Raw genomic sequence first — 16,202 nt, 5'->3', positions numbered from 1 at the left:
CACCACTTCGCGTTCTGCGCACAGGTAGCCCTTAGCGTTTCTCTTATGAACGAGCGTGCGTACCTGGATGCGGCGACGTCCGAACCGTTGCACCCGGCGGCGCGCGAGGTGTTGCTGTCGGCCCTGGATTGCGGCTGGGCCGATCCGGCCCGTCTGCACCACGAGGGGCGGACCGCGAGACTCCTGCTGGACAACGCCCGCGCGGTCCTCGCCGACGCGGTCGGAGTGCGTCCGGACGAGCTGTATCTGACCACCTCCGGGACGGCCGCGATCCAGGCCGGCGTGACCGCGATCGCGGCCGCCCGCCGCCGGATCGGGGCCACGGTCGTCCACTCCGCCGTCGAGCACTCCGCCGTACTCCACGCCGCCGCCGCGGCCGGTACGCCGTCCGAGGTGGGCGTGGGTCTCACCGGCAGGGCCGACCTCGCCGCGTTCGGTGACGCGGTGAGTGCGCCCGGTGTCGCGTTGGCGGCGCTGCAGTCGGCCAATCACGAGGTGGGGACGCGGCAACCGATCGAGCAGGCCGCGGACCTGTGCCGGCAGGCCGGGGTACCGCTGCTCGTGGACGCCGCCGCGTCGATCGGGCACGAGGACGTACCGGCGGGCTGGTCCGCGTTGATCGGGAGCGCCCACAAGTGGGGTGGTCCGGCCGGGGTCGGGCTGCTCGCGGTCCGCAGGGGGACGCGGATCACGCCCTCCTGGCCGATGGACGAACGCGAGGACGGTCTCTCCCCCGGTCACCCGAACATACCGGCCGCCCTCGCCGCCGCGGCCGCGCTGCAGGCTCGCCGGGTCGAGGCGGCCGACCTCGGCGAGCAGCACCGCGCCTGGATCGACGAACTCCGGCACCGCCTGGCCGCGGAGCTCGAGGACGTCGAGGTCGTCGGCGACCCGGACGACCGGCTCCCGCATGTCCTGACCTTCTCCTGCTTGTACGTCGACGGTGAGGCACTCGTGACCGCGTTGGACGCCGAGGGGTTCGCGGTGTCGAGCGGATCCGCCTGTACGGCGAGCACGCTGCGCCCGTCCCACGTCCTCGCGGCGATGGGCGTCCTGACCCACGGCAACGTCCGCGTCTCGCTCGGCCGGACCACCACGTACGACGAGGTGGACCGGTTCGCGGCCGTACTCCCCGGCATCGTCCGCCGGATCCGCGCGGAGGTCGGCCTGTGACGACGCTCGACTGCCGCGGGATGCTCTGCCCGCTGCCCGTGATCAAGCTGGCCCAGGCGTTCCCGGGTCTCGCGGTCGGCGACACCATCACCGTGCTCGCCGACGACCCGGCCGCGGCCACCGACATCCCCGCCTGGTGCCGGATGCGCTCGCAGGCACTGGTCTCCGCGGCCGGCGGGACGTACGTGGTCCGCAAGCTCGCGTGACGGCGTAAAGGGTTGGCGCGAGCTCGGTGGTTGCGCCCAAGCTACGTCTCGTGACCGACTTCAGCCACAAGCCCACGTTGGCCGGCGAGCGGGTGATCCTGCGACCGCTGGACGAGGCCGACTTCCCGATGATGCGGGCGGCGATGGCCGATCCGGAGGTGGCCCGGCTGACCTGGAGCCAGGCCGCGATCAGCGAGGAGAAGGCCCGCGAGTGGTTGCGGACCCGCAAGGACCAGCCGGACCGGCTCGACCTGGCGATCGTCGACAAGGCGAGCGGTGAGTCCGTCGGCGAGGCGGTGCTGAACGAGTACGACCCGGACAACCTGTCCTGCAACTTCCGGATCCTGATCGGCCCGGGAGGGCGGGACCGCGGTCTCGGCACCGAGGCGACCCGGATGATCGTCGGGTACGGGATCGAGGAACTCGGGCTGCACCGGATCAGCCTCGGCGTGTACGCGTTCAACCCGCGCGCCCAGCGGGCGTACGAGAAGGCCGGGTTCGTGGTCGAGGGCCGGCTCCGCGACGAGCTGCGCTGGGAGGGCGAGTGGGTGGACTCGATCGTGATGTCCGTCTTGGCCCCGGAGTGGAAGGCTGCGCTACGTTCGTCGGGTGAGTGAGCGCATCGCCGTCCTGACCGGCGCCGGCATCTCGACGGCGTCCGGGATCCCGGACTTCCGCGGGCCGCAGGGGCTGTGGACGAAGGACCCGGGAGCGGCGGCGCTGTTCGACATCGACGAGTACGTCGCGGACCCGGCGATCCGGGTCGCCGCGTGGAAGCAGCGCCTCGCCGGACCCGCGTGGTCCGCCGAGCCGAACGCGGGCCACCGCGCCCTGGTCGAGCTGGAGCGGCAGGGCCGGTTGACCGCGCTGATCACCCAGAACGTCGACGGCCTGCACCAGAAGGCGGGGTCCAAGAACGTCCTCGAACTGCACGGCACCGTCTGGTTCGTCGACTGCCTCGCCTGCGACCACCGGATCCCGATGGCCGAGGTGACACCCCGCCTCGAAGCCGGCGAGCAGGACCCGGCCTGCAGCCTCTGCGGCGGCATCCTCAAGTCCGCGACCGTCTCCTTCGGCCAGTCCCTCGACCGGCAGGTACTGGACGCCGCGACCGCCGCCGTCGAAGCCTGCGACACCTTCTACGCCATCGGCACCTCCCTCCAGGTCTACCCGGCCGCCGGCCTCTGCGACGTGGCCCTCTCCGCCGGCAAACGCCTCGTCATCCTGAATGCCCAACCCACCCCGTACGACGAGGAAGCCGACACCGTCCTGCACTCCCCCATCGAAACCACCCTCCCCACCCTCGTCACCTGACCGACGGACCGTCCCGCACGAACCAACGGGACGAATCCGCAGCTAGGCACGGGACGAATCCGCAGCGGGACCCCGGACGAATCCGCAGTAGGATCCGTCCGTGGAGATCGTGAAGCGGGCTGTCGCCGACCTTGTGCGACGAGGCGCAACTGGAGCCCAGCCTGTTCCGGGCGATCAAAGCCGAGATCGACCGGGACCGGCGGCCGGGGCGTTTCCTCCTGACCGGCTCCTCGCGGCTGCTCTCCGCCCCGGACATGGCCGCCTCGCTGGTGGGCAGGGTGGAGACGATCGAACTTTGGCCCTTCTCCCAGGGTGAGCTGCTCGGTACCAAGGAAGACTTCGTCGATCTCATCTTCGACTCTCCCGCCGATCTCATTCGCACGACGCAGGTCACCAGAACCGAACTCGTCAAGCACGTCGTCACCGGCGGGTACCCCGAGGTCGTCCGGAGGCAGCCCTCCCGTCGGCCGGCCTGGTTCGAGAGCTACCTGACGACGATCACCCGATCGGTGATCGGCGGGCTGTCTGCGATCGAACGTCTGGCCGAGATGCCCAAGCTCCTCAGGTTGTGCGCTGCCCGAACCGGCAACGAGCTCAACGTCAGCGCGATCGCCGGCGACCTCGGGTTCCCGGCCCGGACGGTCGACGGGTACTTGAGCTTGCTGACCGAAGCCTTTCTCATCGATCGGATCCCCGCGTGGTCGACCAACCTGAGTAGCAAGGTGGTCCGACGGCCGAAGCTCGTCGTCACCGACACCGGCCTGGCCGCCCACCTGATCGGCGCGCACTCGGCAACCATCGACCGGCCAGGTGGACCGTTCGGCCAGTTGCTCGAAACCTTTGTCGCCAATGAGATCCGCAAGCAGGTGACCTGGTCCGCCGCGCGGCCGACTGTCTGGCACTTCCGGGATCGCAGCGGCGCAGAGGTCGACCTGGTTCTCGAACATCCCGACGGCCGCATCGTGGGTCTTGAGATCAAGGCGACCAGCAGCCCCGGACTCGACGATCTGCGCGGGCTGCGGTTCCTGGCGGACCGGCTGGGTGATCGCTTTCATTTCGGGGTGCTTCTGCACAGCGCACCCGAGGCGACGCGATTCGGGCCGAAGCTGGCAGCTCTGCCGACCGCGGCTCTGTGGAACACAGTGACCTGACCGCGATCTTCGAGGTCTTCCGTCGGGCGGGGGGCCGGGTTAGCGTCCCCGCAGGTTGTTCCGGTTGGGGAGGGGACCCGCATGGTCAGGTTCGTACGGTTTCGGGCTCGTTGGGTCGCCGGGGTCACGGCGGCCGCTGTTGTTGCTGTCGGCCTCGGTACGCCGGCTTCCGCGCCTGCTGGACCGGCCGCGGACCGGGTGATCACGCTGGCCGGTTCGCTGCAGAGCGAGCTCGGGTGTGCCGGGGACTGGGATCCTGGCTGTGAGCAGACCCGGCTGGGCACGGCCGCGCCGTACGGGAAGGTGTTCGACGTCCCGGCCGGCTCGTACGAGTTCAAGGTGACCGTCAACGGGAGCTGGGACGAGAACTACGGCGCCGGTGGCGTCCTGAACGGGCCGAACCTGCCGCTCCGGATCGAGGGACCGGCGAAGCTCAGGTTCAGCTACGACGACACGAGTCACGTGGTCAGCGTGCAGCCGGTCGACCTGGCCGGTGGCCTGAGCCCCGCCGACAAGGCGCTCGCGACGCCGAGTCTGCGGCAGGACCTGACCAAGGAGCGGTTCTACTTCCTGATGGCGGACCGGTTCGCCAACGGGGACCGGTCCAACGACGCGGGCGGTCTCACCGGCGACCGGCTGAGTACCGGGCTCGACCCCACCGACAAGGGCTTCTACCACGGTGGCGACCTGGCCGGCGTGATCCAGAAGCTCGACTACATCAAGTCGCTCGGGACGACGAGCATCTGGCTGACCCCGTCGTTCAAGAACCGCCCGGTCCAGGGCGCCGGCGCGGACGCGAGCGCCGGGTACCACGGGTACTGGATCACCGACTTCACCCAGATCGACCCGCACCTGGGCACCAACGCGGACATGCGCCGGCTGATCGATCTCGCGCACCGCAAGGGGATGAAGGTCTTCTTCGACATCATCACCAACCACACCGCGGACGTGATCGCGTACGAGTCCGGCCAGTACGGGTACATCCCGAAGGCGACCAGCCCGTACAAGGACGCCGCCGGCACCGTCTTCGACGACAAGCAGTACGCCGCCGGGGACACCTTCCCCGCCCTGGACCGGAACACGTCGTTCCCGAACGTGCCGGTGTTCCGGACCCCGGCCGACGCGACCGTCAAGGTACCGGCCTGGCTCAACGACCCCACGCTCTACCACAACCGCGGCGACTCGACCTTCGCCGGCGAATCGAGCGAGTACGGCGACTTCGTCGGACTGGACGACCTGTTCACCGAGCAGCCGAAGGTCCGGGACGGGATGACCGACGTCTACAAGGCGTGGGCCGAGTTCGGCATCGACGGGTTCCGGATCGACACCGTCAAGCACGTGAACCTGGAGTTCTGGCAGAAGTTCTCCCCCGCGATCCTGGCCGCGGCCAAGGCGAAGGGGTCGAAGGACTTCTTCATGTTCGGCGAGGTGTTCGACGCGGACCCGAGGTTCATGTCGACCTACACCACCAAGGGCGCCCTGCAGGCCACCCTCGACTTCGGGTTCCAGCAGAACGCGGTCGCCTTCGCCCAGGGCAAGCCGACGGCGCAACTGCGCGACTTCTACGCAGGAGACGACTACTACACCGACACGGACTCGAACGCGTACCAGCTGCCCACGTTCCTCGGGAACCACGACATGGGCCGGATCGGGCTGTTCCTCAAGCAGGGCGGCGCGGCCGGTACGGAACTGCTGCAACGGGACAAGCTGGCGCACTCGCTGATGTTCCTGACCCGCGGCCAGCCGGTGGTCTACTACGGCGACGAGCAGGGCTTCACCGGGCCGGGTGGCGACAAGGACGCGCGGCAGGACATGTTCGCCACCAAGACCGCGGACTACGCGGACGACGAGGTGGTCGACGGGACCGGGACGACCACGATCGGCAGCAAGGACCGGTACGACGTCAACGCGCCGATGTACAAGCACATCGCGGAACTGCAGAAGCTGCGCGCGAAATACCCGACCCTCGCCGACGGGACCCAGGTGCACCGGTACTCGTCGACAGCGGGCGGCCTGTACGCGTTCAGCCGGATCGGTGCCGACAAGGTCGAGTACGTCGTGGTCGCGAACAACTCCACCTCGGCGAAGACGGCGACCATCCCCACGTACGGCTCGAACAGCAACTTCCGTCCGGTGTACGGCGGGACGAAGACCGTCCGGACGGACCGGGAAGGCCGGGTTCAGCTCACCCAGGCCCCGCTGTCCGTCACGGTGTACCAGGCCCAGTCGAAGGTCCCCGGTCGCAGCAAGGCGCCCGCCGTGTACCTGAGCGCACCGGAGCCCGGCGGTACGGTCGGTGGTCGCGCGGAGATCGCCGCGGCCGTCCCGGAGAACACCCCGGCCACTGTGACCTTCGGATACCGCCCTGTCGGTACCACTGCCTGGCAGTGGCTCGGCTCGGACGACAACGCGCCGTACCGCGTGTTCCACGACGTCTCCGCTCTCCCCAAGGGGACGCTGCTCGAGTACCGCGCGGTGCTGAAGGACTCCTCCGGCAACTACTCCGTGTCCGGCTCGTACGGCCTGGTCGGGGATGCCCCGGCTCCCGGTGGCGGCGGGGGCGGTGGCGGCGGCCCCGTGGTGCAGCCGGCGAACGTCAGCGTGCCCGGTGACCACAACAGCGAGATGGGCTGCCCGGCGGACTGGTCCCCCGACTGCGACCAGGCGCAGCTCACCCTGGACGCCAACGACAAGGTGTGGAAGGGCACGTACTCGCTGCCCGCCGGCGAGCACGCGTACAAGGCGGCGATCAACAAGACGTGGGACGAGAACTACGGAGCCGGCGGGGACCGGAACGGCGCCAACATCTCGTACACCGCGCCCGGCACCCCGGTGAAGTTCTACTACGAGCACGGCCGGCACTACGTCACGTCCGACGCCCAGGGACCGATCGTCACGGTGCCCGGGTCGTTCCAGTCCGAGCTGGGCTGTTCGGCGGACTGGTCACCCGACTGCATGCGACCCTGGTTGACCGACCAGGACGGCGACGGGACGTTCACCTGGTCGACGACCGAGTTGGGAGCGGGCAGCTATGAGGCGAAGGTCGCACACGGCCTGTCCTGGGACGAGAGCTACGGCGCGGGCGGCAGTCCGACCGGGGCGAACATCCCGATCAACGTGCCGGGCGACGGGCTGGTCGTCACGTTCTCGTACGACCTCGCGACCCACGTGCTCACCGTGACCACGGCGAAGCCCGGCGCGCAGCCGGATCTCAAGCAGGCCAAGGCGTACTGGCTGACGAAGGACCTGCTCGCCGTACCGGCCGTGGCGCACCCGGAACGGTCCCGGTGGCGGCTGCACTGGTCGCCCACCGGCGAGCTCGCCGTGGACGCGGGCGACCTCGGCGGCTCCTCCTCGGCCCTGCGGTACGACGCGGCCGGGATCCCCGCGAAGGTGCTCGCCAAGTTCCCGGCGCTGAAGGACTACGTCGCACTCCGGCTGGACAAGGCGGACGCGCGGAAGATCCTCACCGGCCAGCTCGGCCTCGCCCAGTACGACGACGCCGGTCGGCTCCTCGACGCGACCGGCGTCCAGATCCCCGGGGTCCTGGACGACCTGTACGGCGGATCCGCGGCGAACCGCTCGTACGGTGTCACCTGGCACGGCGGCGTCCCGCGGTTCACCGTGTGGGCGCCGACCGCGCAGAAGGTGGACCTGCTCGCGGGTTCGCAGCGGATCGCGATGCGGCCGAACTCCGACGGGTCGTGGTCCGTCGACGGCCGCCGGAGCTGGGCGAACGCCTTGTACCGGTACGAGGTGACGGTGTTCGCACCGAGTACCGGCAAGGTGGAGACGAACGCAGTCACCGACCCGTACTCGGTCGCGCTGACCACCGACTCGACGTACTCGGTGGCCGTGGATCTCGACGACCCGGCCGGGAAGCCGTCGCTCTGGTCCCACACCCCGGCTCCGAAGCTGGCTCGTCCGGTGGACTCGACGATCTACGAGCTGCACGTCCGGGACTTCTCGATCAACGACCCGACCGTGCCGGCCGCACACCGCGGGAAGTACCTCGCGTTGGCGGACGAGGGGAACGGGACCAAGCACCTGCGCAAGCTCGCGCAGGCCGGGCTGAACACGGTGCACCTGTTGCCGACGTTCGACATCGCGTCGATCCCCGAAGGCGTCCAGTCCTCGCCCGACTGCGACCTGAAGGCGATGCCGCCGGACTCCGAGCAGCAGCAGGCCTGCGTGACCGCGACCGCGGCGACCGACGGGTTCAACTGGGGCTACGACCCGTACCACTGGCTCGCGCCCGAGGGGTCGTACGCGACGAAGAAGGACGGGCTCGATCGGGTCGCCGAGTTCCGCACGATGGTGGGTGGGCTGCACAAGTCTGGGCTGCGGGTCGTCCTCGACCAGGTGTACAACCACACCCCGTCCGCCGGGCAGGCGCCAACCTCGGTGCTGGACAAGGTGGTCCCGGGGTACTACCAGCGGCTGAACGCGAGCGGCTCGGTGGAGACCTCGACGTGCTGCAGCAACATCGCCACCGAGCACGCGATGGCCGAGAAGATCATGGTCGACAGCACGGTCAGCTGGGCCCGGAACTACCGGGTGGACGGCTTCCGGTTCGACCTGATGGGCCATCACAGCAAGGCGAACATGCTCAAGGTCCGGGCCGCCCTGGACCAGCTCACGCTCGCCAAGGACGGCGTCGACGGCAAGGCGGTGTTCCTCTACGGCGAGGGCTGGAACTTCGGTGAGGTCGCGAACGACGCCCTCTTCGTCCAGGCGCGCCAGGGCAACCTCGGCGGGACCGGGATCGGGACGTTCTCCGACCGCCTTCGCGACGCGGTCCGGGGCGGTGGACCCTTCGACGAGGATCCGCGCGTGCAGGGCTTCGGATCAGGTGCCGCCTCCGACCCGAACGGTGCCCCGGTCAACGGCTCACCCGCCGACCAGGCCAAGCGGCTCGCGCACGACACCGACCTGGTCCAGCTCGGCCTGGCCGGGAACCTGCGCGGCTTCACCTTCCGGTCGGCCGACACCGGTGCCGTGGTCCGCGGCGACGGCGTCGACTACAACGGCTCCCCCGCCGGGTACGCCGACCAGCCGGTCGAGGTGATCACCTATGTCGATGCCCATGACAACGAAACGCTGTGGGACTCGCTGACCTTCAAGCTGCCCGCGACGCTGCCGATGGCGGACCGGGTCCGGATGAACACGGTGTCGCTGGCCACGACCGCGCTGGCCCAGACCCCGTCGTTCTGGCATGCCGGGTCCGACCTGCTGCGGAGCAAGTCGCTCGACCGGAACTCGTACGACTCGGGCGACTGGTTCAACACGCTGGACTGGACCGGCGCCGACAACGGGTTCGGGCACGGGCTGCCACCGAAGCCGGACAACGAGGAGAAGTGGTCGTACATGCGGCCGCTGCTCGGGAACCAGGCGCTCAAACCGTCCGCGGCCGACGTGGCGGCGGCCGGTGGGCAGGCGACCGACCTGCTGAAGCTCCGGTTCTCGACGCCGCTGTTCCGGCTGGGAACGGCCGAGCTGATCAACCAGAAGGTGTCGTTCCCGCTCAGTGGTACCGCGGCCGCCAAACCCGGGGTGATCACGATGCGCGTCGACGACACCGTCGGGCCCGACGTCGACCCGGCGCTGAAGGGCGTCCTGGTCGTCTTCAACTCGTCCGGCGCGGCCGTCACCCAGCAACTCGACGGCCTCACCGGGGCGGACCTGAGCCTCTCCCCCGTCCAGGCGGCCGGCTCGGATCCCGTGGTCAAGCAGACCAGCTGGAACGCGGCCACCGGTACGGTCACCGTCCCGGCCCGCACGGTCGCCGTCCTGGTCCAGCGCTGACCACCCCGATCAGGAGCTTCGCCGCCACAGAATCTCGACCAACGTGCCTGGTCAAGACAGCTGACCGAGGGCGGCGAATCGAGTCGCGGCGACGAACACGCATCCGCTCAGGATCAGCAGGTTCACCGCCACCGATCCCGGCTCCCTCAAGGAGGCGTGGCTGATCGCGGCACCCACCATCACGACGCCCAGGCCGACCGCGGCGAGCGGCGTGAGGTACCGCGCGGTGTCCGTGAGCCACGGCGCGAACAGCCCGGCGACGGCGAGCAGTTCGCAGATCGCGACCCCGCGGACCAACGGCAACGGGAACGGCGCGATCCCGGTCTGCCCGGACGCGATCAGACGGTCCCGGGACATCGTCGACTTGGCGACCCCTGACACGGTGAAGACGGCAGCGAGCAGGCCGGTGACGACCCAGGTGGCGAAGGTCATGGTGTCTCCTCTGGTGTGGGGATACGGTCGGAGACGATCGACCAGACCTGGCTGTGACTGCTTCCGGGACGATGACCTGGACTGTCACGGGCGGATGCCGTGGATCGTCCTAGAGGGTGTGATGGATCAAGCCGGTACCTCGCTGCGCCCGTTGCTGCTGTCGATCGCGTACCGCATGCTCGGCCGCTTCGGCGACGCGGAGGACGTCGTCCAGGAGGCGTACCTGCGCCTGCACCGGGAGACCGACGAGGTCGCGTCGCCGAAGGCGTTCCTCACCACGGTGACCACACGGCTAGCGATCGACCAGTTGCGTTCGGCTCGCCGCCAACGGGAGGTGTACGCCGGGCCGTGGCTGCCGGAGCCGGCCGTGGACGAGTACGTCGACCTCGCGGATCGCGTTGCCTTGTCCGACTCGCTCGCCACCGCGTTCCTCCTGGTACTGGAGCGGTTGTCGCCGGATCAGCGGGCCGTGTTCCTGCTGCGGGACGTGTTCCAGTACCCGTACGACGAGGTGGCCGCGATGCTGGCGAAGAGTCAGCCGGCCGTGCGGCAGCTCGCGGTCCGGGCTCGGCGGTTGCTCGCAGAGGAGCGGCCGCGGTTCGAGCCGTCGGAGTCCGAGCGGGACGAGTTGACGCGACTGTTCGTTGCCGCGTGTGAGGACGGCGAGCTGGAGCCGTTGGTCACTCTGCTCGCGCCCACGGTGACGTTCGTCGGCGACGGCGGCGGCAAGGCGCAGGGATTGCCGCGCCCGGTGGCCGGATCGGACCGGGTCGCGCGGCTGCTGATAGGGGCCTTCAGCAAGTTTTCGGCCGTGGGGGTGACGGTCGAACCGGTCCATGTCGGCGGGCAGCCCGCGCTGCGGATGCTCGGGCCGGACGGGCGGACCGTGGCGGTATGGTCGATGGTCCTCGCCGACGGCCGGGTGGCCGCGATCCACGGGGTGGTCAACCCCGAGAAACTCGGCCACCTTCCCTGAGCGTCAGGGGATGCGGACCACCAGGGCGGACGGGTCGACCTTGGCGCTGAGCGTGGTGCCGTCGGCGATGGCGTCGCCGTCGAGTTGCCGACGAACCGTCTTCGTGGCCTTCACCTGGATCCGCTCGCCGGTGAAGCGCTCGATGTGCCGGCCCTCGTTGATCGACTTGACCACCAGGCCGAGCGCGAGCCGGGGCCAGTGGCTGAGCCGCCGCGGCGCCAGGACCACGGCGTCGATCCGGCCGTCGTCGGGCGCGGCCTCGGGCAGCAGCGGGATGTTCGCCTGCAGGGTGCCGACGTTGCCGATCACCACGGTCCGGGCCCGCCGCGTCACCGGCGGCTGGTCGTCGACGACGATCTCCACCTTCACGAACGGGTGGTTCAGGTTCTTCAGCGTCGACACCACGTACGCCGCCCAGCCGACCCGCTTCTTCAGTTCGTCCGGCGCGTCGGCGATGATCGCCGCGTCCAGGCCGAGACCGGCCATCACCACGAACCGGTCGGTGGTCAGCTCGTCGCCCTCGATCAGCACGCTGTCGATCCGCTGCTCGGCCCCGTCCAGCAACTCGCCGAGCGCGGCCTCGAGGTCGAGCGAGATGCCGAGGTTGCGGGCGAGCAGGTTGCCGGTCCCGGCGGGCAGGACGGCGACCGGGATGTTGGTCCGGGCCAGCTCGGCGCAGGCCACCCGGACGGTCCCGTCCCCGCCGGCCACCACGACCAGGTCCACCGTCTCCTCGATCGCGCGGCGCGCCATCGTCACGCCGGCGTCGTCCTCGGTCGTCTCGAGCCAGAGCGGCTCGTCGAACCCACGCTTGGTCAGCGCGGCCCCGACGGTGTCGCGGAACACGTCGGCGTCCCCGACCTTGATCGGATTCAGGATCACCGCCACCCGCCGCGCCTCGTCGTCCACGGCTTGATCGGCCGCCGCCTGGCCGGCTGCGCCCTGATCGGTCGAGGCTTTGTCCGTGGTGGCCTGGTCCGCGGGTGGCTCGGTCGGTTCGTCGTCGTCCGCGGTGGCTTGCTCGGACTGGGGGTGGTCCGACGTCGCCGGGTTGTCGTCCGGGGTGGCGTCCGGCGCGGGGCAGCCGTCGAGGTCTTCGGGCGGGGTGGACTCTGTCACCTGATTTTGTCCGTTCGGAGCGCTAGCGTGCTGGCGTGAGCAGCCTTCCACGGAGTACGCCCGAAGCCCAAGGCCTGACGGCCACCGTCCTCGACGATTTCGTCGCGGCCCTCGACGCGTCGAGCCAGGAGATCCAGACCGTGATGCTGGTGAAGAACGGTCACGTCGTGCTCGAGGAGGAGTGGTCGCCGTACCGGCTGGCCGATCCGCACCTGCTGTTCTCGGTGTCGAAGAGCTTCACCTCGATGGCGGTCGGACTGGCGATCGAGGCCGGCCTGCTCACGCTCGACGACAAGGTGGTGTCGTTCTTCACCGCCGACGAGCTGCCCGCGACGATCGGCGAGCACCTCGCCGCGATGGAGGTCCGGCACCTGCTGACGATGACGACCGGACACAGCGAGGACACCGTCGAGGCGCTCACCCGCGACCGCCGGATGGTCCGGATCTTCCTCGGCCTGGAGGTCGAGCACGCTCCGGGCACCGCTTTCGTCTACAACAGCGGCGCGACGTACATGCTGTCCGCGATCCTGCAGCGGCTCACCGGCGAGCGCCTGCTCGACTACCTGCGCCCGCGGCTGTTCGAGCCGCTCGGCGTGACCGAGGCGACCTGGGACGTGTCCCGCGAGGGCATCACCACCGGCGGCTGGGGTCTGAGTATCAGCACCGAGTCGCTGGCCAAGTTCGGCCAGTTCCTGCTCCAGCGCGGTGAGTGGGAGGGCCGGCAGCTGGTCCCCGCCGCATGGATCGACGAGGCGACCGCCGGCCAGGTCGACAACAGTCACCGCGACACCGCGGACTGGCGGGTCGGCTACGGGTACCAGTTCTGGCGGGCCCGCCACAACGCGTACCGCGGCGACGGCGCGTTCGGTCAGTTCTGCCTGGTCCTGCCCGACCACGACACCGCGGTGATCATCACCAGCGCCGGGTCCGACATGCAGGCCACGATGGACACGATCTGGGCCCACCTGCTGCCCGCCCTCGAAGGTCGTGCGCCGGAGACCCCCTTGGCACCTCGACCCGAGAAGCTGGAGCTGCTCCCACCGACGGGTCCGGCACCCACAGCCGGCGACGGGAGGACGTACACCTTCGAGCCGACCGTGACCGGCCTCGTCGCCGTACGCCTCGACCCGGACGGCACCGGCACGTTCACGTTGTCCTCGGGGCAGGGCACCCAGGAGATCCGGTGCGCACCGGGCGACTGGCAGGAGCAGTACGACGTCCTCCAGGAGCCCAAGCAGCGCATCGTCACCTCGGCCCACGGCGGCGACGGCACGTTCACGGCCACCATCCGGTTCCTGGAGACTCCCTTCGTCGCCACCTTCACCTGTCGTCCGGCCGATCAGGGGATGACGGTCGACGCCGCCGTCAACGTCGCGTTCGGCCCGACGGAGCACACCCTCACGTCGTTGTGACCCAGGTCATGTCACACCTTCGTCCGGCTGCGTGTCCTCCGCGATGACAAGCAGTCGACAAGGAGGACCGAGATGAAGGTCTTGGTGGCAGGCGCAACCGGCGGACTAGGACGCTCGCTGGTACCGAAGCTGGTGGCGGCCGGGCACGAGGTGACCGGGATGATCCGGTCGGAGTCCGGCGCGGCCACGGTCCGGGCGCAGGGAGCCGACGTGGTCCTGGCCGACGGGCTCGACACGGCCGCGGTGAAGGCGGCCGTGGCCGGGGTGGCGCCGGAGGTGGTGGTGCACCAGATGACCGCGCTCAAGGGCGGCATCGACTTCAAGCACTTCGACGACAGCTTCGCCCTGACGAACAAACTGCGCACCGAAGGCACCGACAACCTGCTCGAGGCGTCCCGCGCGGCCGGGGTCCGCCGGTTCGTGGTGCAGAGCTACGCCGGGTGGAACCTCGCGCACGGCGGCTCCCCGACCAAGTCCGAGGACGTACCGCTCGACCCGCACCCGCTCCCGGCCACGCGTCGGACGATGGCGGCCATACAGCACCTGGAGTCCACGGTCACCGGCGCGACCGGGATCGAGGGCATCGTGCTTCGGTACGCGAGCTTCTACGGGCCGACCGGCGACATCGGCCAGGGCGGTTCGATGGTGGAGCTGATCCGCAAACGCCGGCTCCCCCTGATCGGTGACGGCAGCGGCATCTGGTCGTTCGTCCACTACGACGATGCCGCCGACGCCACCGTCAAGGCGATCGAGAGCTCGGCCACGGGGGTGTACCAGATCGCCGACGACGATCCGGCGGCCGCGTCGGTCTGGCTGCCGGAGTTCGCCCGCATCCTCGGCGCGAAGCAGCCGCTCCGGCTGCCCACCTGGCTGGCGCGACTGGCCGTCGGCGACGTCGGGGTCTCGGCGTTCACCGAGATCCGCGGCGCCGACAACTCCCTGGCCAAGAAGACGTTCGACTGGCAGCCCGGCTACGCCAGTTGGCGCGAGGGATTCCGCAAGGGCCTGTGACCGCCCAGCTGCTCAGCCGGTGGGAGCGCCGAACCACTTCGGCAGCCGGCTGAGCAGCTCGTCCTGGTCATCGCCGACCCAGGCCACGTGGCCGTCCGGCCGGAGCAGGACCGCGGGGACGTCGAGCTCCTCGCTGACGTCGACGAGGTGGTCGACGCGATCGGCCCAGCCGGTGACCGACAGACGGCCGGTCTGGTCCAGGAGCAGACCACGGCCGGCGTGCAGCTCGGCGTACAGGCGGCCGCGCTTGAGCTGGATGTCCCGGAGCCGCCGGCCGAGCAGTTCGTGGCCTTCGCCATGGCCTTCGCCTTCGCCGAAGTCGTAGCAGATCCCGATCGCGATGATCTTCTCGATCAGGTAGCGGTTGACGTCCTCGAAGTCCATGAGTTCGGCGAGCAGCCGGCGGACCGATGCGGGCCCTGGTTCGAGGGACAGCAACTCCATCTGGGCTCGGGTGTTGTCCAGTACCGCGGCCGCGACCGGGTGCCGTTCCGCCTCGTACGTGTCCAGCAGGCCGTCCGGCGCCCAGCCGTTGAGGTCGGCGGCCAGCTTCCAGCCGAGATTGAACGCGTCCTGGATCCCGAGGTTGAGGCCCTGTCCTCCGGTCGGCGGATGCGTGTGCGCCGCGTCCCCGGCCAGAAGGACCCGACCGACCCGGTACCGCTCGGCCTGACGGGTCCCGTCGCCGAACCTCGAGAGCCACCGCGGCGAGTGCGCACCGAAGTCGGTCCCGGCGTGCACCCGAAGCTGCTGCTTGAACTCCTCGAACGTCGGCGGGACCCCGCGGTCCTCGGCGACCCCCTCGGCGGGCACGCCCACGCGGTACACCCCGTCCTCCAACGGCATCGCCCCGAACCGCAGCTGCGTCTTGCGGACCTCGGTCACCACGGCCATCAGCGTCTCGGGCGAGACGTCCACCTCCATCTCGCCGAGCAAGGTCTCGACCCGGCTGGGCTCACCCGGAAAGCCGATCCCGACCAGCCGGCGCACCGTACTGCGGCCGCCGTCGCAACCGACCAGGTACCGCGCTCGGAGCTGCGTTCCGTCGGCCAGCTCGACGGTCACCGCGTCGTCGTCCTGGCTCAGCCCGGTCACCTCACAGCCCCGCTGGATCTCGGCACCGAGCTCCGTGGCGTGCTCGGCCAGCAGGCGGTCCGTGATGGTCTGCGGGATGCCGAGAACGTACCCGTGAGCGGTGTCCAGCCGCTCCGGCGCGGGCTTCTGGATCCCGGCGAAGAAGCCACCGAGCGGGTACTGCTTGCCGAGTGCGAGGAATCGGTCCAGCAGACCCCGTTGATCCATCATCTCGATGCTGCGCGCGTGCAGTCCGAGCGACCGCACCACCTTGGTCGGTACGCGGTCCTTCTCCAGCAGGAGTACCTCGATGCCGTGCAACCGCAGTTCCGCGGCGAGCATCAATCCGGTCGGTCCCCCACCGGCAATGATCACGTCGAACATGAAACCCCCGAGTCACGAAGATGCGTTTCCGCCGGTCGATCCGGCTTCGGCGGGAGATTCTGCAGCACGCACCGGGGCTTGCGGCAAGTCCCCCAGTGAGCTATATCTTGAAAGTGGCAGGGAGATTCGCTCTCCTTGCCGCTTC

12 protein-coding genes are annotated in these 16,202 nt (G+C 69.8%); 9 read left to right on the top strand and 3 right to left on the bottom strand.

The window, feature by feature from the left end; translation table 11 throughout:
• The first annotated feature begins 45 nt into the window (after window positions 1–45).
• The 6 genes from FB561_RS22435 to pulA all read left to right on the top strand — a co-directional run bounded on the left by FB561_RS22435 (window position 46) and on the right by pulA (window position 9,649).
• Window positions 46–1,173, top strand: coding sequence for a cysteine desulfurase family protein (locus FB561_RS22435; protein WP_145809853.1), 1,128 nt, complete (start codon window positions 46–48; stop codon window positions 1,171–1,173).
• A complete protein-coding gene (locus tag FB561_RS22430) occupies window positions 1,170–1,379 on the top strand; it encodes a sulfurtransferase TusA family protein (RefSeq protein ID WP_170284741.1) in 210 nt (69 codons plus the stop codon). The genes FB561_RS22435 and FB561_RS22430 overlap by 4 nt, the downstream gene beginning before the upstream one ends.
• 50 nt (window positions 1,380–1,429) lie before the next feature.
• Window positions 1,430–1,996 (top strand): GNAT family N-acetyltransferase, encoded by a 567-nt coding sequence (locus FB561_RS22425; RefSeq protein WP_145809851.1) that lies wholly within the window; start codon window positions 1,430–1,432, stop codon window positions 1,994–1,996.
• On the top strand, window positions 1,989–2,693 hold the full coding sequence (locus FB561_RS22420) for an SIR2 family NAD-dependent protein deacylase (RefSeq protein ID WP_145809849.1): 705 nt from the start codon (window positions 1,989–1,991) through the stop codon (window positions 2,691–2,693). The genes FB561_RS22425 and FB561_RS22420 overlap by 8 nt, the downstream gene beginning before the upstream one ends.
• A gap of 131 nt (window positions 2,694–2,824) precedes the next feature.
• The gene (locus FB561_RS22415) at window positions 2,825–3,844 is read left to right on the top strand and encodes an ATP-binding protein (protein ID WP_202880702.1); all 1,020 of its coding nucleotides are present in this window, start codon (window positions 2,825–2,827) and stop codon (window positions 3,842–3,844) included.
• An 81-nt stretch (window positions 3,845–3,925) separates the two neighbouring features.
• Complete coding sequence (gene pulA / locus FB561_RS22410) at window positions 3,926–9,649, top strand: pullulanase-type alpha-1,6-glucosidase (RefSeq protein ID WP_145809844.1); 5,724 nt, start codon at window positions 3,926–3,928, stop codon at window positions 9,647–9,649.
• 51 nt (window positions 9,650–9,700) lie between these two features.
• Here the strand turns inward: pulA and FB561_RS22405 are convergent, their stop codons facing one another.
• Window positions 9,701–10,081 (bottom strand): DoxX family protein, encoded by a 381-nt coding sequence (locus tag FB561_RS22405; RefSeq protein ID WP_145809842.1) that lies wholly within the window; start codon window positions 10,079–10,081, stop codon window positions 9,701–9,703.
• A 121-nt stretch (window positions 10,082–10,202) separates the two neighbouring features.
• On the opposite strand from FB561_RS22405, the gene sigJ reads away from it, so the two are divergent.
• Window positions 10,203–11,057 (top strand): RNA polymerase sigma factor SigJ, encoded by an 855-nt coding sequence (gene sigJ, locus FB561_RS22400; RefSeq protein WP_145809840.1) that lies wholly within the window; start codon window positions 10,203–10,205, stop codon window positions 11,055–11,057.
• 3 nt (window positions 11,058–11,060) lie between these two features.
• Here the strand turns inward: sigJ and FB561_RS22395 are convergent, their stop codons facing one another.
• Window positions 11,061–12,176, bottom strand: a complete 1,116-nt coding sequence (locus FB561_RS22395) for a diacylglycerol/lipid kinase family protein (protein WP_238334977.1) — start codon at window positions 12,174–12,176, stop codon at window positions 11,061–11,063.
• Window positions 12,177–12,211: 35 nt separating this feature from the next.
• Between FB561_RS22395 and FB561_RS22390 the strand changes: the two genes are divergently transcribed.
• Both FB561_RS22390 and FB561_RS22385 read left to right on the top strand, forming a co-directional pair.
• Window positions 12,212–13,588: a serine hydrolase domain-containing protein gene (locus FB561_RS22390; protein ID WP_145809838.1), complete on the top strand. Its 1,377-nt coding sequence runs from the start codon at window positions 12,212–12,214 to the stop codon at window positions 13,586–13,588.
• A gap of 72 nt (window positions 13,589–13,660) precedes the next feature.
• Complete coding sequence (locus FB561_RS22385; protein WP_145809836.1) at window positions 13,661–14,599, top strand: NAD-dependent epimerase/dehydratase family protein; 939 nt, start codon at window positions 13,661–13,663, stop codon at window positions 14,597–14,599.
• A gap of 12 nt (window positions 14,600–14,611) precedes the next feature.
• Here the strand turns inward: FB561_RS22385 and rox are convergent, their stop codons facing one another.
• Window positions 14,612–16,057: a rifampin monooxygenase gene (gene rox / locus FB561_RS22380; RefSeq protein ID WP_145809834.1), complete on the bottom strand. Its 1,446-nt coding sequence runs from the start codon at window positions 16,055–16,057 to the stop codon at window positions 14,612–14,614.
• Between the last annotated feature and the right edge of the window lie 145 nt (window positions 16,058–16,202).

Source organism: Kribbella amoyensis (genome assembly GCF_007828865.1).
In the GTDB taxonomy this organism is placed as follows: Bacteria; Actinomycetota; Actinomycetes; order Propionibacteriales; family Kribbellaceae; genus Kribbella; species Kribbella amoyensis.
This window is presented reverse-complemented; position numbering and strand designations above follow the sequence as displayed.